The organism is Pseudomonas sp. PDM17 (assembly GCF_014851985.1).
Taxonomy (GTDB): Bacteria; Pseudomonadota; Gammaproteobacteria; order Pseudomonadales; family Pseudomonadaceae; genus Pseudomonas.
In genome coordinates this window covers 695,811-711,161 of the sequence record NZ_JACVAT010000003.1, presented here as the reverse complement: position 1 = coordinate 711,161, position 15,351 = coordinate 695,811, and the positions used below count along the sequence as shown (strand labels likewise).

Genomic DNA, 15,351 nt, shown 5'->3' with positions numbered 1-15,351 from the left:
TGAGGGCGCCTCCGGGCGCCCGTTGGGTTCTAGTAGCTCTGCCGTCAGGCGTTTTCCTCGAAGTTCACGCTCGGTGCCTTGCGGCGGAAGCCGCCGGTGTGCACCGCCAGGTAAGCGAAGCCGACTGCGAACCAGCTCAGGCCGACGACCAGCGTCAGCTGCGAGAGGCTGGTCCACAGCCACAGGGTCAGGCACAGGCCGATGAACGGGATCGCCCCGTACAGCAGGACGTTCTTCGCACCGCGGCGGCGCTCGACGCCCAAGTAGGTGCGGATCACCGCCAGATTGACCACGGAGAAGGCCACCAGCGCGCCGAAGCTGATCATCGAGGCGAGGGTGGTCAGGTCCAGCACGACCGCCAGCAGGGACACGGCGGAGACCACCAGGATCGCCACGACCGGGGTCTGGAAGCGCGCGTGCAGGACACCGAACAGGCTGCGCGGCAGGATGCCGTCACGGCCCATGGTGAAGATGATGCGCGACACCGAAGCCTGGGATGCCAGCGCCGAGCCGATGCAGCCGGCGATGTAGGCGGAGGTGAAGAAGTTGCCGAGGAACTGGCCGCCGGCCTTGAGCATCACTTCGTTGGCCGCTGAGTCGGCGTTCTGGAACACGCTGCCGGGGAACACCAGCTGGCTGATGATCGCCAGCAGGGTGAACATCAGGCCGGCGATGACGGTGGTGATGATGATCGCGCGGGGGATGTCGCGGCGCGCGTCGCGGGTTTCCTCGGCCATGGTCGAGACCGCGTCGAAGCCCAGGAACGACAGGCACAGCACGGCGGCGCCGGCCATCAGCGGGGCGAAGCCGGGCTGGGTGCCGTCACCGACGAAGGGCAAGGAGAAGTCGATCGCGGCGCCGCCGGCCAGGCTCTTGATCGACATGACCACGAACACCACGATGAACACCAGCTGCGCGCCGACGATGACGTTGCTCATGCCGGCGACCTGGCTGATGCCGACCACGTTGAGCACGGTGACCAGGGCGATGGAGGCGACCACGAACATCCAGGCCGGGATTTCCGGGAAGGCGATGTTCATGAACAGGCCGATGAGCAGGTAGTTGATCATCGGCAGGAACAGGTAGTCGAGCAGCAGCGACCAGCCGGACAGGAAGCCGACCACCGGGCCGAAGCTCAGGCTGGTGTAGGAGTACGCGGAGCCGGAAATCGGGTACTTGCGCACCATGAAGCTGTAGGACGCTGCGGTGAACAGCATCGCCAGCAGGGTGATCAGGTAGGCGGTGGCGGTACGGCCGCCAGTCATTTCGGTGACCACGCCGTAGGTGGTGAACATGGTCAGCGGGACCATGTAGACCAGACCGAAGAAGACCAGGGCGGGCAGGCCCAGGACGCGTTTCAGGCGGGCGTCGGCGTTGGCCGGGGTGCCCTGTTGGGTGCTCTGTGCAGTACGTGTGGTGCTGGCGCTGTGTTGGCTGGCCATGGGGATTCCTCGCGATTTTTATGTGGTCTTGCGGGCGGGCGGCGTTCGGTGGCCGTCCTGATGTCGTCGACTACGGCTCAGCCGCAGCGCTGACGACGCGCGAGGAATGAGGGTGTTTGCTGCAGGGTGACGCAAAAGCTGGTCATGGGCGTTCTCGGGGCATTTGTTCTTGTGGATAACGCGCTCGCGTTCCCTCGGGAAATCCTTGCGCCATCTGTGATGGGGCAAGGGCTGGCCGCCTTTCCAGCCGCTCCCTGCGCGAGCCGCCCGACTCTAGCAACCGGGGGTGCCGGGCAGAACCCTGCAAAGGGTCAAAAAGGGATCGAAATGGCCAAATTGGCTGTCAGAGTCACCCGGCGCGCACCGCCGCGCCGGGTGACCTATGGGTCATTTCTTCAGCTTGGTCCAGACCTTGGAGCGCAGTTGCAGTGCCTTGGGCGAGCACAGCTTGAAGGGCTTCAGGCGATCCAGCTTGTCCGCCGGGGTGTTGATCGCCGGGTCGTCGAACAGCTCCTTGTCCATGTACTTGTCCGAGCCTTCGATAGCGTTGTTGTACTTGGCGAAGTTGGAGGCCAGGGCGATGTTCTCAGGCTGCATCATCCAGTTCAGGAAGGCGTGGGCCTCCTTGATGTTGGTGGCGTCCTTGGGAATGGTCAGGTTGTCGATGAACAGGCGCACGCCTTCCTTGGGATAGACGTAGACCAGGCTGGCGCGCTGGGCGTGGGCGCGGTGGAAGGCGCCGTTCCATTGCTGGTGCATGGAGACTTCGCCGGCGGCCATGCGCTCGATGGTGCCGTCGCTGTTGTACATGGCCAGCATCGGTTTCTGCTTGAGCAGCAGGTCCTGGATCTTTGCCGCCTCTTTCGGGTCCTCGGTGCACTCGTCGATGCCCAGGTAGTAGGACGCCGGGGCGTACAGTTCTTCGATGGAGTTGAGCGCCACCACCTTGCCTTTCAGCTCGGCCGGCGGCTCGAAGAACGGCTTCCAGCTCTCGTCCAGCTTGCCGCCGGGGACCTTGGCGCTGTCGTAGCTGTAGCCGGTGGTGCCCCAGAGGTAGGGCACGGAGTAGTCGTGGCCCGGGTCGTAGGTCAGGGTCTTGAACTTGTCTTTCAGGTTCGCCAGGTTCGGCAGCTGCGACTTGTCGAGCTTCTGCAGCAGGCCTTCCTTGACGAAGATCTCGATGAAGCTGTCCGACGGCACGACCACGTCGTAGGCGCCGCCGCCGGCCTTGAGCTTGGCCAGCAAGGTTTCGTTGCTGTCGTAGGAGTCCAGGGTGGCGTGGATGCCGGTGTCCTTTTCGAACTTCTTCAGCAGTTCCGGCGGGAAGTAGTCGGACCAGTTGGCGAAGTGCAGGGTGCCGTCGGCATGGGCGCTGCCGGCCAGCAACAGGCTGGCGGCGACGAGCGCGCGGGCGATGGGGGTACGGCGGAATTTCATCGGTGAAGCTCCTTGCAATGTTGTTTTGTTTGGCGGCAGGAGGTCAGCGGCGACGCTGGCCGACGTAGTACGACAACGCAACGAACGCGATGGAAATCAACAGTATTATTGAAGATATGGCGTTGATCTTCGGGGAAATCCCCATTCGGATGGAGCTGAAGATGTACACCGGCAGGGTGGTGGCCCCGGCGCCGGCGACGAAGTAGGTGATGACGAAGTCGTCCATCGAGATGATGAACGCCAGCATCGCCCCCGACACGATTCCCGGCGTCAGCAGGGGGAAGGTCACCTTCCAGAAGGTCTTCCACGGCGAGGCATAGAGGTCCGCCGCCGCTTCCGCCAGCCGCGGGTCCATGCCCTCGAGACGGGCACGGATCGGCAGGTAGGCGAAGGGAATGCAGAACACGATGTGCGCCAGCAGGATGGTGAACAGCGACAGCTTCAGGCCGATGAACGCGAAGAACATCAGGGTCGCCACGGCGGTGACGATCTCCGGCACCAGCAGCGGCAGGCCCAGCACGCCGCTCATCAGCGTCTGCCCGCGGAACGAGCGACCGCGCATGCCCAGTGCGGCGAGCGTGGCCAGGGTGGTGGCGACGACGGTGGCCAGGGTCGCGACGATCAGCGAGTTCTTCGCGGCGCGAAGGATCTCCGGGTCGTCCGCCACCACCGAGTACCACTTCAGGCTGAAGCTTTCCCACAGCGTCGCCGACTGGCCGCTGTTGAAGCTCAGCACCACCAGCACGAAGATCGGGATGTAGAGGAAGGCGAAGAACAGCCAGGCGGCAGGCCGGACCCCGGTGAACCGCCAGAGCGGGTTGGCCGACTTCATGGATGACCTCCCGACGCGCCCTGTTTGAATCGCATGCTGTAGATCATCATCGCCAGCAGCACGAAGGCCAGCAGGGCGAAGGACAGCGCCGCGCCGAATGGCCAGTTGTGCGCCGTGCCGAACTGCAGCTGGATCAGGTTGCCGATCATCAGCGACTTACCGCCCCCGAGCAGCTCGGGAATGATGTAACTGCCCAGCGAAGGGATGAACACCAGGATGCAGCCGGCGACGATGCCGGGCATGGCCAGTGGGATGATGATTCTTTTGAGGGCCTTCCAGCGGTTGGCGCCCAGGTCGAAGGCCGCTTCCACCAGGCGCCAGTCCATCTTCTCAAGGCTGGTGTAGATGGGCAGGACCATGAACGGCAGGTAGGTGTAGAGCAGACCGATGATCACCGCGTTGTCGGTGTAGAGGATGCCCAGGGATGCGTCCGAGAAGCCCAGCCCGTGCAGGCCTTCGTCGATCAGCCCGCCGTTGCGCAGCAGCAGCATCCAGGCGTAGACCCGCACCAGCAGGTTGGTCCAGAACGGCACCGTAACCAGGAACAGCAGCAGGTTGCGTCGGCGTTCGTCCTGCAGCGCCAGGTACAGCGCGGTGGGGAAGCCGATCAGCACGCAGCCCAGGGTGGTCAGGATCGATAGCCAGAACGAGCGCTGGAAGATGCCCAGGTAGTCGGCGTTGAAGGCCAGGCTGTCGTCCAGGTCGCGTTCCCAGAGGAAGTTGATGTAGGCCTCGACGGTGTGTTGGCCCCATTTCACGCCGCCGTAGTCCCCCGGTGCCTGGATCGACACGGCGAACATGATGCCCAGCGGCAGGACGAGGAACACCACCAGCATGATCATCGCCGGGCTGGTCAGGGCCAGGCGATTGAACAGCGACTTTCGTTCCGCCAGTGCGCGCAGTGTACTCATTCGGCCAGCACCCGGATGGCGGTGGCGGGAATGCGGACCCGCACCCGCGCGCCGGGCGCGTGGGTGGAAAGGGCGCCGTCGCGGTTCTGCTGACGGACCCGGAAGCCGCCCTGACCGGCGACATTGAGGTGGTACACGGTGTCGGTGCCGACGTAGACGATGTTCTCGACCACGCCTTCGAGCTGGCCATCCTGCGCAAGCTCGGTGCGCTCCGGGCGGATCGCCAGGGTCACCTTGCCGGGCAGAGTGGTGGCGGCCGGCAGCAGCTGACCGTCGGCCAGGCGCACGCTGTCACCGCTGGATTCGCCCTCGAGGAAGTTGGTCTCGCCGATGAAGTCGGCCACCAGACGGTTGACCGGCGCCTCGTAGATCTCGGTGGGCGTGCCGATCTGCATGACCTTGCCGCGACTCATTACCGCGATGCGGTCGGACATGGTGAGCGCTTCTTCCTGGTCATGGGTGACGAAGATGAAGGTGATGCCGGTTTCGTGCTGCAGGCGCTTGAGCTCGATCTGCATTTCCTTGCGCAGCTTGAGGTCCAGCGCGGAAAGCGATTCGTCGAGCAGCAGTACCTTGGGTCGGCTGGCCAGGGCGCGGGCCAGGGCGATGCGCTGTTGCTGGCCGCCGGAGAGCTGGTCGGCGCGGCGCTTGCCGACGTCGGGCAGGCGCACCAGGTCGAGCATCTTCTGCACGGTGGCGTCGATGTCGCTGCGCTGCTTGCCCTGCATTTCCAGGCCGAAGGCGATGTTCTCCGCCACCGTCATGTGGGGGAACAGGGCGTAGCTCTGGAAGACGGTATTGACCGGGCGGCGGAAGGGCGGGAGGCCTTCCATCGCGTCGCCGTAAAGGCGAATGCTGCCGGAGGAGGGTTGTTCGAAGCCGGCGATCAGTCGCAGCAAGGTGGTCTTGCCGCAGCCCGATGGGCCGAGGAGGGTGAAGAATTCGTTGGCGCGGATTTCCAGTGACACATCGTCCAGGGCTTTGAGGCCTTGTCCGGGTGTACCGAACTCCATGCATATCCGCTCGATGGTGATCGCGCTGGTCATGCTTGTACCATGCAGTTAAGCAGTTGTTATTGTTGAGGTTTTACGGTTTCTAAGACCGTTTCACCTAGCTGCGGATTGATAATGACCAAGCGCCGGGATACGCAGAACGATAGATCAGGCCAATAAGGGATAAATCAGGCCAAGTTGAAAATGCGCTCTGCCATGCTGGATTTCGGGCGTCAGCGGGATGTCGTTTCGAGAGGTCTCGGCGCGGTGGCATGAGGGGATGATCGAGCATCAGCCCCGATACAAACTCGGGCTCGCCCCGCTCCAGCGCTGGAAGGCATGGCGGAAACTGGCCGTCTCGCTGTAGCCCAGCTGTTCGGCGATCAGGTAGATCGGCAGGTCGGTGTCCTTGAGCAACTGCCGCGCGCGGTCGAAGCGCACCTCGTCGAGCACCTGTTGATAGCTGGTGTTCTGCTGCTGCAGGTGCCTCCGCAGGGTGCGGGTGGAGCGGTGCAGGTGGCGCGCCACGGTGTCCAGGCTGGCGGTGTCCTGCAGGTGGCTCGCAAGGTGCTGGCGCAACTGGTCGAGCACATCGCCACGGGCGCTGAGCACCCCGCTCATGCGCAGGCACTGCTGCACGCCGTTGTGGCAACTGACCGGATCGGCCAGCGGCAGCGGCCGGTCCAGCAGCGCCGGACTGAAGCACAATGCACTGGTGGGGGCGCCGAAATCCACCGGGCAACCCAGGCGCTCGGTGTAGGTTTCCGCGTGCAGTGGCGGCCGATAGGCCAGCAACAGCCGCCGAGGGCGCACCGACTCGCCGAGCAGGTCGCGGATCACCGTCAGCAGCGAAGTCAGGCACAGTTCGGTGTTGAACACCGTCAGCTCCGGCGCGTAGCGGTAGCCGTCGGCGGTCAGGTGGACCTCGTCTCCCTGCGGCGTCAGCGCCAGGCGGAAGTAGGTGCCGAGCAGCTCAGGGAACGACAGCGCCAGTTGCAGCGCATCGCGCAGGGTGCGGCTGGCGAGCATGCTGTACCCGAGGATGCCGTAAGCCGAGACGTGCATGCGCAGGCCGAGATACAGACCCAGCGCCGGGTCGTGGTGGCAGTTAAGGGCGTTAGCGAAGACCCGCAGCTCCTGCGCGTGGGTGATCAGCTTCTCCGGCGTCAGCAGGTCCGCCTCGCCTATGCCGCTGCCCTCCAGCAGCTTCGGGCGCGGCACGCCGGCGTGGTGCAGCACCTCGGTCGCCAGTACCACCGTGTGCAGGGTCGCTTGCTGGCGTTGTTCGGGAAGCAGGTGCTGGGCCATCGATACGCCTCTTGCAGTCGTTTGCAAAAGAAACACAGGACAGTCTTGCGCTAACCTGACTCTAGCCTGCCCGCAGCGGATGATGGTCCTTAAGTTTGGCTTCAGGCGCTGCTGTCACTCTGCCACGCCATCCCCACCCCGAGTCCTCCATGCGCCGTCTGCTCAAACCCCGTCGCCTGTTCCTGCTGCTGGCGCTGCTCACCCTGGCCGCGCTGTTCGCGCTGGGCCAGAGCTTCCGGGTCTACGAGCGCGCCTGGTTCAAGTTCAACGAGTGGCGCCACGCTGCGCAGTGGCAGGAACAGTCCCTCTGGCTGCCCGACTACCGCGTGGTCCTGGAGGCGCAGCCCATCGTGGGGCTGGAGGACAACGTCTCGGCGCTGACCTACGACCCGGACCGGCAGACCCTGTTCACCGTCACCAACAAGCAGAACGAGCTGGTCGAACTGTCGCTGGAGGGCAAGGTGCTGCGCAGGATCGCCTTGCATGGCTTCGGCGATACCGAAGCCATCGAGTACATCAGTCGCAACGTCTATGTGATCACCGACGAGACCCACCAGCGCCTGCTGCGAGTGGAGCTGCGCGACGACACGAAGGAACTGCACGCCGAAGACGCCCAGCAGCTCGCCCTGGCCCTGGGGCGCGGCGGGAACAGCGGTTTCGAGGGATTGGCCTACGACTCGCAGGGCAAGCGCCTGTTCGTCGCCAAGGAGCGCAACCCGGTGCATATCTACGAGGTGCGCGGCTTCCCCTACGAGCAGTCGGAGCAACCCATCGCGGTGCATGTAGTGGAAGACCTCGAGCACAACCGCAACCTGTTCGTCCGCGACCTTTCCAGCCTGCAGTACGACGAGCGCAGCGGGCACCTGCTGGCGCTGTCCGACGAGTCCCGGCTGGTGTTGGAGCTGAGCGCCAATGGCGAGCCGATCAGCTCGCTGTCGCTGCTGCGCGGCATGCAGGGTTTGCGGCGCAGCGTGCCGCAGGCCGAGGGCATCGCCATGGACGACCAGGGCACGCTTTACCTGGTCAGCGAGCCCAATCTCTTCTATGTGTTCAAGAAGCGCGAGGCGCACTGAAGGCGCCTCGCTCTCCGGCGCTCAGAACTGCCACTGCACGCCGAGGGAATAGGACGCCTGGCTGCCTTCGCTGTGGGCGAAGCGCGAGTTGGCCTCGGCGAACACGCCCAATTGCTCGGTGACTGCCAGCAGGGCACCGAGCTGGGCGCGGCCGAAGTCCTTGTCCACGTCGCCCAGATCGGCGACGCGGGTGCGGCCATCGCCCAGGGCGGTCAGCGCGATGTCGTCCAGGCGCCCGTCGGCCAGCTCCTTCACCCAGCGCACGCTGGCGTAGGGCTGCACGGCCATGCGGTTGCCCAACGGCAGCTCACCGCGCAGGCCCCAGCCGAGGCTGGCTTCGACCGAGTCGTAGTCCTGCTTCTCGTAGCCCAGCGCAGTACGCAGGTCGTCGTCCTCATTGAAGTCGTCGATACGGTAGTGCACGAAGTCCAGCCCGCCCTGCGGCCCGGTCTTGATGCCAGCGATGTCGAAGTCGTAGCCGCCGTCGGCCCGCGCGCCCCAGAACCAGGCGTTGGTGTCGCCGTCGATGCGCTGGTCGAGCAGCACCGGGCCGTTGTTCGCCTTCAGGTATACCGAGCGCTTGCTGTCGAAGTCGGCGTAGCCGGCGCTCAGCTCGCCGCCCAGCCAGGCAGGACCGCCATCGTTGAGCAGGCCGTAGAGCCCCAGTTGCCAGGTTTCCGCTTCCAGGCGGGCGCTGTGGTCGAGGTTGTCGCGGCTGCGCTGGAAGCTCAGGCTGCCGCCGACGGTCACCGCCTCGCTGGCGCGGTAGTCGCCCAGCAGGTTGACGCCGGCACGGTGGGAACGCGGGTCGCCGGGCATGTCGAAGCCGCTTTCGGGGGTGGTCTCACCTTCCACGCCGACGGCGCCGTCGAAGCTGCCGACCGGGCGCGAGCTGCCCAGCAGCGTCAGCCAGCGGCGGTCGTGAAGGCGGGTCAGGGCCAGGTGCTGGCGTTGCAGCTGGTCTTCCATCTGCCGTGCCATGGCGCCGCCAGAGGCGGTGGAGGCAAGCAGGTCGGCGTTGGTCAGTTCCAGCACCAGGCGCGTGAGCAGGCGCGAAAAGTCGCGCAGGCGCTGGTCGATGCGCTCCTGGCCGAAGGCGCCAGTGAGCACCTGCTCGTTGTCCAGCGCCGGGTTGTGCCAGGTGGCGCCGCCGGGGATGGCGGGGTTGTCGGTCTGCTCGTAGCCGTCGAGATCGCCCAGCTCCCAGTTGGTGGCCTCGATGAACAGGACCGGGACGTTCAGGCCCTCGAAGCTTTCGCCGTCACTGCAGCAACCGGTACCGGCAGGGTATTCCTCGTTGAGGCCGGGGTTGGTGAACAGCGGGATCTTCAGTTCCTGGGCGATGCGCAGGAGCTGGTCGCGGTAGGCGCCCAGCGCGGGGTTGTCGACGCTGTTGAGGCCGGCGTGGGCGTACATCTTGTCGCCGGTGATCAGGCTGTCGAGGTTGATCATGCCCAGCAGGTTGCTGCGCTGTTCGTCGCTGAGGGAGGCGACGTAGGCGCGCGAACCGCGCAGGCCTTCCTCCTCGGCGCCGAAGCCGACCACTTCCAGCCCGTTTTCCAAGGCGACGCCACCCAGGTTGCGGGCGATTTCGGTCAGCACGGCGGCGCCCGAACCGTTGTCGTCCAGGCCCTGCAGGGTGGGGCGGCCGTAGTAGGTGTCGTAGTGGGCGCCCAGCACCACGTACTGGCCGCTGCTGCCCGGGGCGCTGGCAATGACGTTCTGCGAGTTGCGGTTGCCGGCCCAGGTGAAATCCTGGACCTGCGTCTGGTAGCCGGAGCCCAGGCGCGACTGCATCAGCGCGGTGGCGCCGGCGAAGCTGGCGGTGCCGCGGTAGCGGCCGGGGTAATCGTTGATCAGGGTGTCGAGGGTGTCCCCGGCATATTCCCCGTATTCGTAGGCGTTGGCGTCGGTTGCCAGCGCAGCGCAGCCCAGGCTGACCGCAACGGCTAAGGGTCTGAACACGGCACTTTCCTCTGTGTCGATTGGAATCGCATCGGTCTTCGATGCGTGCGCCGGAGGAAAGCAGGATGTGGACCGGTTCGCCGGAGATGGGCGGAATTTGACGCGTCAGTGACCGCGGGTGTCGCGCCACTGTAACAATGGTGATACACGACCGGCGGTAAGGCCGGCCGTGCTGAGCGGGCGTGCGGGAGCACTCACCGAAACGGTGCGCTGTCAGGTGTCGTCGCTGATCGGTGCTTCGGCTGCGTAACGCTTGACCGCCGCCACGCCGGCATCGGCGGTGGCCTTGCTGGCGTACATCTGGCTCTGCCCGACGACCTGGCCGTTGGTGGCCTTGAGCACGAAGTAGTGCTTGCCGTTGGCGGCGACCTTGACCTCGAAGGCGCCTTCGCGCTGGGAGTTCTTGCGCACCGACTCGATGCCGTCGATGGCCGAGGTCTTGGCCTTGTACAGCTCGCTGGTCAGGACGATCTCGCCGTTGCTGGCGTGCAGGTTGAAGTGGAACTGGCCATCACTGGCCTTCTTCAGATGGTACTTGGCGGCCATGCTGCATCTCCTTCCGGGAGGGTTGGGTCATCCCAGCGTAGACGGCAGCAGGCGCTCTGGAAGGCGCCATCCGGCGGATGGCGCCTTGAGGCGTCAGACCTTGAGGGTCTTCACACCTTCGGCGGTACCCAGCAGCAGCAGGTCGGCCGGGCGCGCGGCGAACAGGCCGTTGGTGACCACGCCGACGATGTTGTTGATCGCCTCTTCCAGCTGTACCGGGCTGTCGATGCGCAGGTTGTGCACGTCGAGGATGATGTTGCCGTTGTCGGTCAGCACGCCCTCGCGGTACACCGGGTCGCCGCCCAGCTTCACCAGTTGGCGCGCCACGTGGCTGCGGGCCATGGGGATGACTTCCACCGGCAGCGGGAAGCCGCCGAGCATCGGCACCAGCTTGCTGGCGTCGGCGATGCAGATGAATTCCCTGGCGACCGCGGCGACGATCTTTTCGCGGGTCAGCGCGGCGCCGCCGCCCTTGATCAGTTCCAGGCGCTCGTTGGTCTCGTCGGCGCCGTCCACGTAGAACTCCAGCTCGCTGACGGTGTTCAGGTCGTAGACCGGGATGCCGTGGCCCTTCAGGCGCTGGGCAGTGGCTTCGGAGCTGGCCACGGCGCCGTCGAACTCGGCCTTGTGCTTGGCCAGCAGGTCGATGAAGAAGTTGGCGGTGGAGCCGGTGCCCACGCCGACGATGCTCTTGCTGTCGAGGTGCGGAAGGATGTGGTCGACGGCGGCCTGGGCCACAGCCTGCTTGAGCTGATCCTGGTTCATGGCGAGGGTCTTCTTACCTGGATGGGCGCAACGGCGCCGGAGAATAGTCGAAAGGGCGGATTATAGCGGTCGACGGCGCGCCGGTGTTGCGCCGCCGGGCAACTGTTATGGTCATCTGCGCGCGGATTGTTCGGTGGCCCGCGTCGCGCCGGCTGGAGTAGACTCGCGGTTCCTCGAAAAGCCGCCGATATAGCCCTTCCGATGCTCGAACACTACGTCAAGAAGATCCTCACCTCGCGTGTCTACGACGTTGCCGTGGAAACGCCCCTGCAGCCCGCCCGCCAACTCTCCGAGCGCCTGGGCAACCAGATTCTGCTGAAACGCGAAGACCTGCAGCCGGTGTTCTCCTTCAAGATTCGCGGCGCCTACAACAAGCTGGCGCAGCTGAGCCCGGAAGAACTCGCCCGCGGCGTCGTCACCGCGTCCGCTGGCAACCATGCCCAGGGCGTGGCGCTGGCCGCCCGCGAGCTGGGTATCAAGGCCACCATCGTGATGCCGCGCACCACGCCGGAGCTGAAGGTCCAGGGCGTACGCGCCCGTGGCGGCAAGGCCGTGCTGCACGGTGACGCCTTCCCCGACGCGCTGGCGCACTCGCTGAAGCTGGTGGAAGAGAAGGGCTACGTCTACATCCACCCCTACGACGATCCGGACGTGATCGCCGGCCAGGGGACCGTGGCCATGGAAATCCTTCGCCAGAATCCCGGCCGCATCGACGCGATCTTCGTGCCCGTCGGCGGCGGCGGCCTGATCGCCGGCATTGCCGCGTACGTGAAGTACCTGCGCCCGGAGATCAAGGTCATCGGCGTCGAGCCGGACGACTCCAACTGCCTGCAGGCCGCCATGGCCGCCGGCGAGCGCGTGGTGCTCGGCCAGGTCGGTCTGTTCGCCGACGGCGTCGCCGTGGCGCAGATCGGCAAGCACAACTTCGAGCTGTGCAAGGACCATGTCGATGAAGTGATCACCGTCAGCACCGACGAAATCTGCGCCGCGATCAAGGACATCTACGACGACACCCGCTCGATCACCGAGCCGGCCGGCGCGCTGGCGGTAGCCGGAATCAAGAAGTACGTCGAGCGCGAAGGCGTGAAGGGCGAGACCCTGGTCGCCATCGACTCGGGCGCCAACATCAACTTCGACCGCCTGCGCCACGTGGCCGAACGTGCGGAGCTGGGCGAGAAGCGCGAAGCGATCATCGCGGTGACCATCCCCGAACGTCCGGGTAGCTTCAAGGCCTTCTGCGAGGCCATCGGCAAGCGCCAGATCACCGAGTTCAACTACCGCTACAACACCAACAGCGAAGCGCACATCTTCGTCGGCGTGCAGACGCACCCGGAGAACGACCCGCGCGCGGCACTGGTGCAGCAGTTGCAGGAGCAGGGCTTCCCGGTACTGGACCTGACCGACAACGAACTGGCCAAGCTGCACATCCGCCACATGGTCGGCGGCCATTCGCCGCGGGTCTCCGGCGAGCAGGTGTTCCGCTTCGAGTTCCCCGAACGTCCCGGCGCGCTGTTCAACTTCCTCAACCGCCTGGGCGGGCGCTGGAACATCACCCTGTTCCACTACCGCAACCACGGCGCGGCCGATGGGCGCGTAGTGGCGGGCCTGCAGGTACCGGAAGACGAACGCCACCTGGTGGCGGCCGCGCTGGAAGAGATCGGCTACCCCTACTGGGACGAGACGGACAACCCGGCCTACCGCCTGTTCCTCGGCTGAGGATCGGGCCGGGGCGGCGCGACTGCTGCTAGGCTTGTCGCAACGCCGCCTTCTTCACAGGGAATTGAAATGGAAAGCCTGCAGACCTTCCGCATCCTCCACGGCATCGCCGCGGTGCTGCCGTTCCTGGCCATCATCGGCCTGGCCTGGTACGGCTGGCGCAGCTGGCGTGGCGGCGACGCCGGGGTGATCGCCAAGGCGCTGCAGCGCATCGGCCTGATCGGCTGGGTGCTGGTAGCCGGTAGCGTCGCCAGCCTGCCGGTCACCGGCTACCGCATGGTGCAGACTGTCGGCTGGCCTCTGGGGCAGACCTGGCTGCTGGGCAGCGCCTGCCTGCTGATCGTCGCGACTATCTTCTGGCTGCTGTTCACCACCCGCCTGTGGCGCATCCGCGACCTGGCGCTGGTGGCGCAGAGCAGTGGCGAGCCGATTTCTGCCGGCGCCGCGCGGCAGTGGAAGTTCGGCCTGGCTTTCTTCGTGCTGGCGCTACTGTGCGTAGTTGCGATCCTGGTGCTGATGATCAGCAAGCCGGTGTGATGCCCACCGCGTGAACCTCTACCTGCTGCTCAAGACCCTGCACATACTCTCTTCCACGCTGCTGTTCGGCACCGGGCTGGGCTCGGCCTACTACAGCTGGCGCGCCTGGCGCAGCGGCAACCTGGAAGCCATTCGCATCACCTTCCGCCATCTGGTCACTGCCGACTGGCTGTTCATCGCCACCACGGCGGTGTTCCAGCCGCTGAGCGGCATCGCCATGGCGCATATGGCTGGCTGGCCGCTGGATTCGGGCTGGCTGCTATGGAGCCTGGCGCTCTACGTGTTCGCGGGCGTCTGCTGGCTGCCGGTGGTGTGGCTGCAGATCCGCGTGCGCGACATGGCCGAGGCGGCGCACCGTGATGGTGCGGCGCTGCCGCCCAGGGCCTTCCTCTATATGCGCTGGTGGTTCGCCCTGGGCTGGCCGGCGTTCCTGGCCTTCCTGGCGATCTTCTACCTGATGGTCAACAAGGGCTTCTGAACCCTCAGCGCAGATAGAGGAGCCCTCAGCGCAGGTTGACGGGCGCTCAGTCGCGCAGGCTGATCACCGGCCAGCCGCGCTCGGTGGCAGTAGCGCGCAGGGTGTCGTCGGGGTCGACGGCCACCGGGTTGGCTACCCGCTCCAGCAACGGCAGGTCGTTGCGCGAGTCGCTGTAGAAGTAGGCGTCGTCCAGCTTCAGGCCGGTCTCTTCGAGCCAGCGGTTGAGTCGGGTCACCTTGCCGCCCTGGAAGCAGGGCACGTCGAAGGTGCGGCCGGTGTAGAGGCCATCGAGCATCTCGCACTCGGTGGCGATCAGCGTCTCCACGCCCAGGCGCGCGGCAATCGGACCGGTGACGAAGCGGTTGGTGGCGGTGATGATCACCAGCTTGTCGCCCGCGGCGCGGTGCTCGGCCAGCAGGGCCTCGCCCTTGGCCAGGACGATGGGCTCGATCACCTCCTGCATGAACTGACGGTGCCAGGTGTCGAGCTGGTCCAGGCTGTTGCGGCCCAGGATCGCCTGGGTGAAGGCCTGGTAGGCGAACACATCGAGGGTGCCGGCCATGTAGTCGGCATAGAAGGCATCGTTGCGCGCCTGGTACTCGCCGGCATCCACCAGCCCGCGTTGGCACAGCCATTCGCCCCAGCTGTGGTCGCTGTCGCCGGCCAGGAGGGTGTTGTCGAGATCGAAGAGAGCCAGTCGCACGATGGATTACCGCCAGTTGCCAATACGGAAAAGTCGCCTAGAGTAACGGCTTTTGCCCACCCGGCACAGGACGCCGCAGCCCGCGTTGCCGCTGTCACAAGCTTTGTGGAACAATGCGGGCACACGCGATTTCGAGGATGTACCGCCGTGATCGATCCCGATGGTTTTCGCCCCAATGTCGGCATCATCCTTTGCAACGATGTCGGACAGGTACTGTGGGCACGGCGCATCAACCAGGAAGCCTGGCAATTTCCCCAGGGTGGCATCAACGCCCGAGAAACCCCTGAGGAAGCGCTGTACCGCGAACTGAACGAAGAAGTCGGCCTGGAAGAGCAGGACGTCAAGATCCTCGCCTGTACCCGGGGCTGGCTGCGTTACCGCCTGCCGCAACGTCTGGTGCGTACCAACAGCCAGCCGCTGTGCATCGGGCAGAAACAGAAGTGGTTCCTTCTGCGCCTGACCGGCGAGGAAAGCCGGGTGCGCATGGATGTCACCGGCAAACCCGAATTCGATGGCTGGAAATGGGTGAGCTACTGGTACCCGCTGGGCCAGGTCGTGACCTTCAAGCGCGAGGTCTACCGCCGGGCTCTGAAGGAATTGGCACCGCGCCTGCTGGCGCGCGACTAGCACGAAGTTCAAGGAGTTA

Annotated in this window: 15 protein-coding genes; 5 read left to right on the top strand and 10 right to left on the bottom strand. The window is 65.4% G+C overall.

The genetic code is table 11. The features are described 5' to 3' along the window. Positions 1-44: 44 nt before the first annotated feature. The 6 genes from IB256_RS13400 to IB256_RS13375 all read right to left on the bottom strand — a co-directional run bounded on the left by IB256_RS13400 (position 45) and on the right by IB256_RS13375 (position 6,922). Positions 45-1,442, bottom strand: coding sequence for an APC family permease (locus IB256_RS13400; protein WP_192402883.1), 1,398 nt, complete (start codon positions 1,440-1,442; stop codon positions 45-47). 387 nt (positions 1,443-1,829) lie between these two features. Then, positions 1,830-2,879 carry an extracellular solute-binding protein gene (locus IB256_RS13395; protein WP_081515260.1) on the bottom strand — a complete coding sequence of 350 codons (1,050 nt, stop codon included), beginning with the start codon at positions 2,877-2,879 and terminating at the stop codon, positions 1,830-1,832. Positions 2,880-2,922: 43 nt separating this feature from the next. Next, positions 2,923-3,711, bottom strand: a complete 789-nt coding sequence (locus IB256_RS13390; RefSeq protein ID WP_045215587.1) for an ABC transporter permease — start codon at positions 3,709-3,711, stop codon at positions 2,923-2,925. After that, the gene (locus IB256_RS13385; RefSeq protein ID WP_081515261.1) at positions 3,708-4,622 is read right to left on the bottom strand and encodes an ABC transporter permease; all 915 of its coding nucleotides are present in this window, start codon (positions 4,620-4,622) and stop codon (positions 3,708-3,710) included. The genes IB256_RS13390 and IB256_RS13385 overlap by 4 nt, the downstream gene beginning before the upstream one ends. Beyond that, on the bottom strand, positions 4,619-5,668 hold the full coding sequence (locus tag IB256_RS13380) for an ABC transporter ATP-binding protein (RefSeq protein WP_081515262.1): 1,050 nt from the start codon (positions 5,666-5,668) through the stop codon (positions 4,619-4,621). The genes IB256_RS13385 and IB256_RS13380 overlap by 4 nt, the downstream gene beginning before the upstream one ends. Positions 5,669-5,905: 237 nt before the next feature. Continuing rightward, a complete protein-coding gene (locus IB256_RS13375; RefSeq protein WP_081515263.1) occupies positions 5,906-6,922 on the bottom strand; it encodes an AraC family transcriptional regulator in 1,017 nt (338 codons plus the stop codon). 149 nt (positions 6,923-7,071) lie between these two features. Between IB256_RS13375 and IB256_RS13370 the strand changes: the two genes are divergently transcribed. Beyond that, positions 7,072-7,995 carry an SdiA-regulated domain-containing protein gene (locus tag IB256_RS13370; protein ID WP_192293448.1) on the top strand — a complete coding sequence of 308 codons (924 nt, stop codon included), beginning with the start codon at positions 7,072-7,074 and terminating at the stop codon, positions 7,993-7,995. Positions 7,996-8,016: 21 nt separating this feature from the next. Here the strand turns inward: IB256_RS13370 and IB256_RS13365 are convergent, their stop codons facing one another. From IB256_RS13365 to rpiA, 3 genes are all read right to left on the bottom strand, one after another. Further along, on the bottom strand, positions 8,017-9,960 hold the full coding sequence (locus tag IB256_RS13365; RefSeq protein WP_192402880.1) for an autotransporter outer membrane beta-barrel domain-containing protein: 1,944 nt from the start codon (positions 9,958-9,960) through the stop codon (positions 8,017-8,019). Between the two features lie 213 nt (positions 9,961-10,173). After that, the gene (locus IB256_RS13360) at positions 10,174-10,506 is read right to left on the bottom strand and encodes a YegP family protein (protein ID WP_192402878.1); all 333 of its coding nucleotides are present in this window, start codon (positions 10,504-10,506) and stop codon (positions 10,174-10,176) included. Positions 10,507-10,599: 93 nt separating this feature from the next. Then, the gene (gene rpiA / locus IB256_RS13355) at positions 10,600-11,271 is read right to left on the bottom strand and encodes a ribose-5-phosphate isomerase RpiA (RefSeq protein WP_081515267.1); all 672 of its coding nucleotides are present in this window, start codon (positions 11,269-11,271) and stop codon (positions 10,600-10,602) included. A gap of 189 nt (positions 11,272-11,460) precedes the next feature. Between rpiA and ilvA the strand changes: the two genes are divergently transcribed. From ilvA to IB256_RS13340, 3 genes are all read left to right on the top strand, one after another. Then, positions 11,461-12,987 (top strand): threonine ammonia-lyase, biosynthetic, encoded by a 1,527-nt coding sequence (gene ilvA, locus IB256_RS13350; RefSeq protein ID WP_192293656.1) that lies wholly within the window; start codon positions 11,461-11,463, stop codon positions 12,985-12,987. A 69-nt stretch (positions 12,988-13,056) separates the two neighbouring features. Beyond that, entirely contained in the window at positions 13,057-13,524 is a 468-nt protein-coding gene (locus tag IB256_RS13345; protein ID WP_192293441.1) for a DUF2269 domain-containing protein, read from the top strand. Between the two features lie 10 nt (positions 13,525-13,534). Next, positions 13,535-14,002, top strand: coding sequence for a DUF2269 family protein (locus IB256_RS13340; protein WP_192225113.1), 468 nt, complete (start codon positions 13,535-13,537; stop codon positions 14,000-14,002). Positions 14,003-14,048: 46 nt separating this feature from the next. On the opposite strand, the gene IB256_RS13335 is transcribed toward IB256_RS13340, so the two are convergent. Continuing rightward, the gene (locus tag IB256_RS13335; protein ID WP_192293439.1) at positions 14,049-14,705 is read right to left on the bottom strand and encodes an HAD family hydrolase; all 657 of its coding nucleotides are present in this window, start codon (positions 14,703-14,705) and stop codon (positions 14,049-14,051) included. 147 nt (positions 14,706-14,852) lie between these two features. Here IB256_RS13335 and IB256_RS13330 point away from each other — a divergent pair, with 147 nt between their 5' ends. After that, entirely contained in the window at positions 14,853-15,332 is a 480-nt protein-coding gene (locus IB256_RS13330) for an RNA pyrophosphohydrolase (protein WP_017520843.1), read from the top strand. Positions 15,333-15,351 lie beyond the last annotated feature (19 nt).

What these genes read in the sequence shown, in the direction of transcription:
- IB256_RS13400 (WP_192402883.1), bottom strand. Translation starts at nt 1,442, where the DNA reads ATGGCCAGCCAACACAGCGCCAGCACCACACGTACTGCACAGAGCACC.
- IB256_RS13395 (WP_081515260.1), bottom strand. Translation starts at nt 2,879, where the DNA reads ATGAAATTCCGCCGTACCCCCATCGCCCGCGCGCTCGTCGCCGCCAGC.
- IB256_RS13390 (WP_045215587.1), bottom strand. Translation starts at nt 3,711, where the DNA reads ATGAAGTCGGCCAACCCGCTCTGGCGGTTCACCGGGGTCCGGCCTGCC.
- IB256_RS13385 (WP_081515261.1), bottom strand. Translation starts at nt 4,622, where the DNA reads ATGAGTACACTGCGCGCACTGGCGGAACGAAAGTCGCTGTTCAATCGC.
- IB256_RS13380 (WP_081515262.1), bottom strand. Translation starts at nt 5,668, where the DNA reads ATGACCAGCGCGATCACCATCGAGCGGATATGCATGGAGTTCGGTACA.
- IB256_RS13375 (WP_081515263.1), bottom strand. Translation starts at nt 6,922, where the DNA reads ATGGCCCAGCACCTGCTTCCCGAACAACGCCAGCAAGCGACCCTGCAC.
- IB256_RS13370 (WP_192293448.1), top strand. Translation starts at nt 7,072, where the DNA reads ATGCGCCGTCTGCTCAAACCCCGTCGCCTGTTCCTGCTGCTGGCGCTG.
- IB256_RS13360 (WP_192402878.1), bottom strand. Translation starts at nt 10,506, where the DNA reads ATGGCCGCCAAGTACCATCTGAAGAAGGCCAGTGATGGCCAGTTCCAC.
- rpiA (WP_081515267.1), bottom strand. Translation starts at nt 11,271, where the DNA reads ATGAACCAGGATCAGCTCAAGCAGGCTGTGGCCCAGGCCGCCGTCGAC.
- IB256_RS13345 (WP_192293441.1), top strand. Translation starts at nt 13,057, where the DNA reads ATGGAAAGCCTGCAGACCTTCCGCATCCTCCACGGCATCGCCGCGGTG.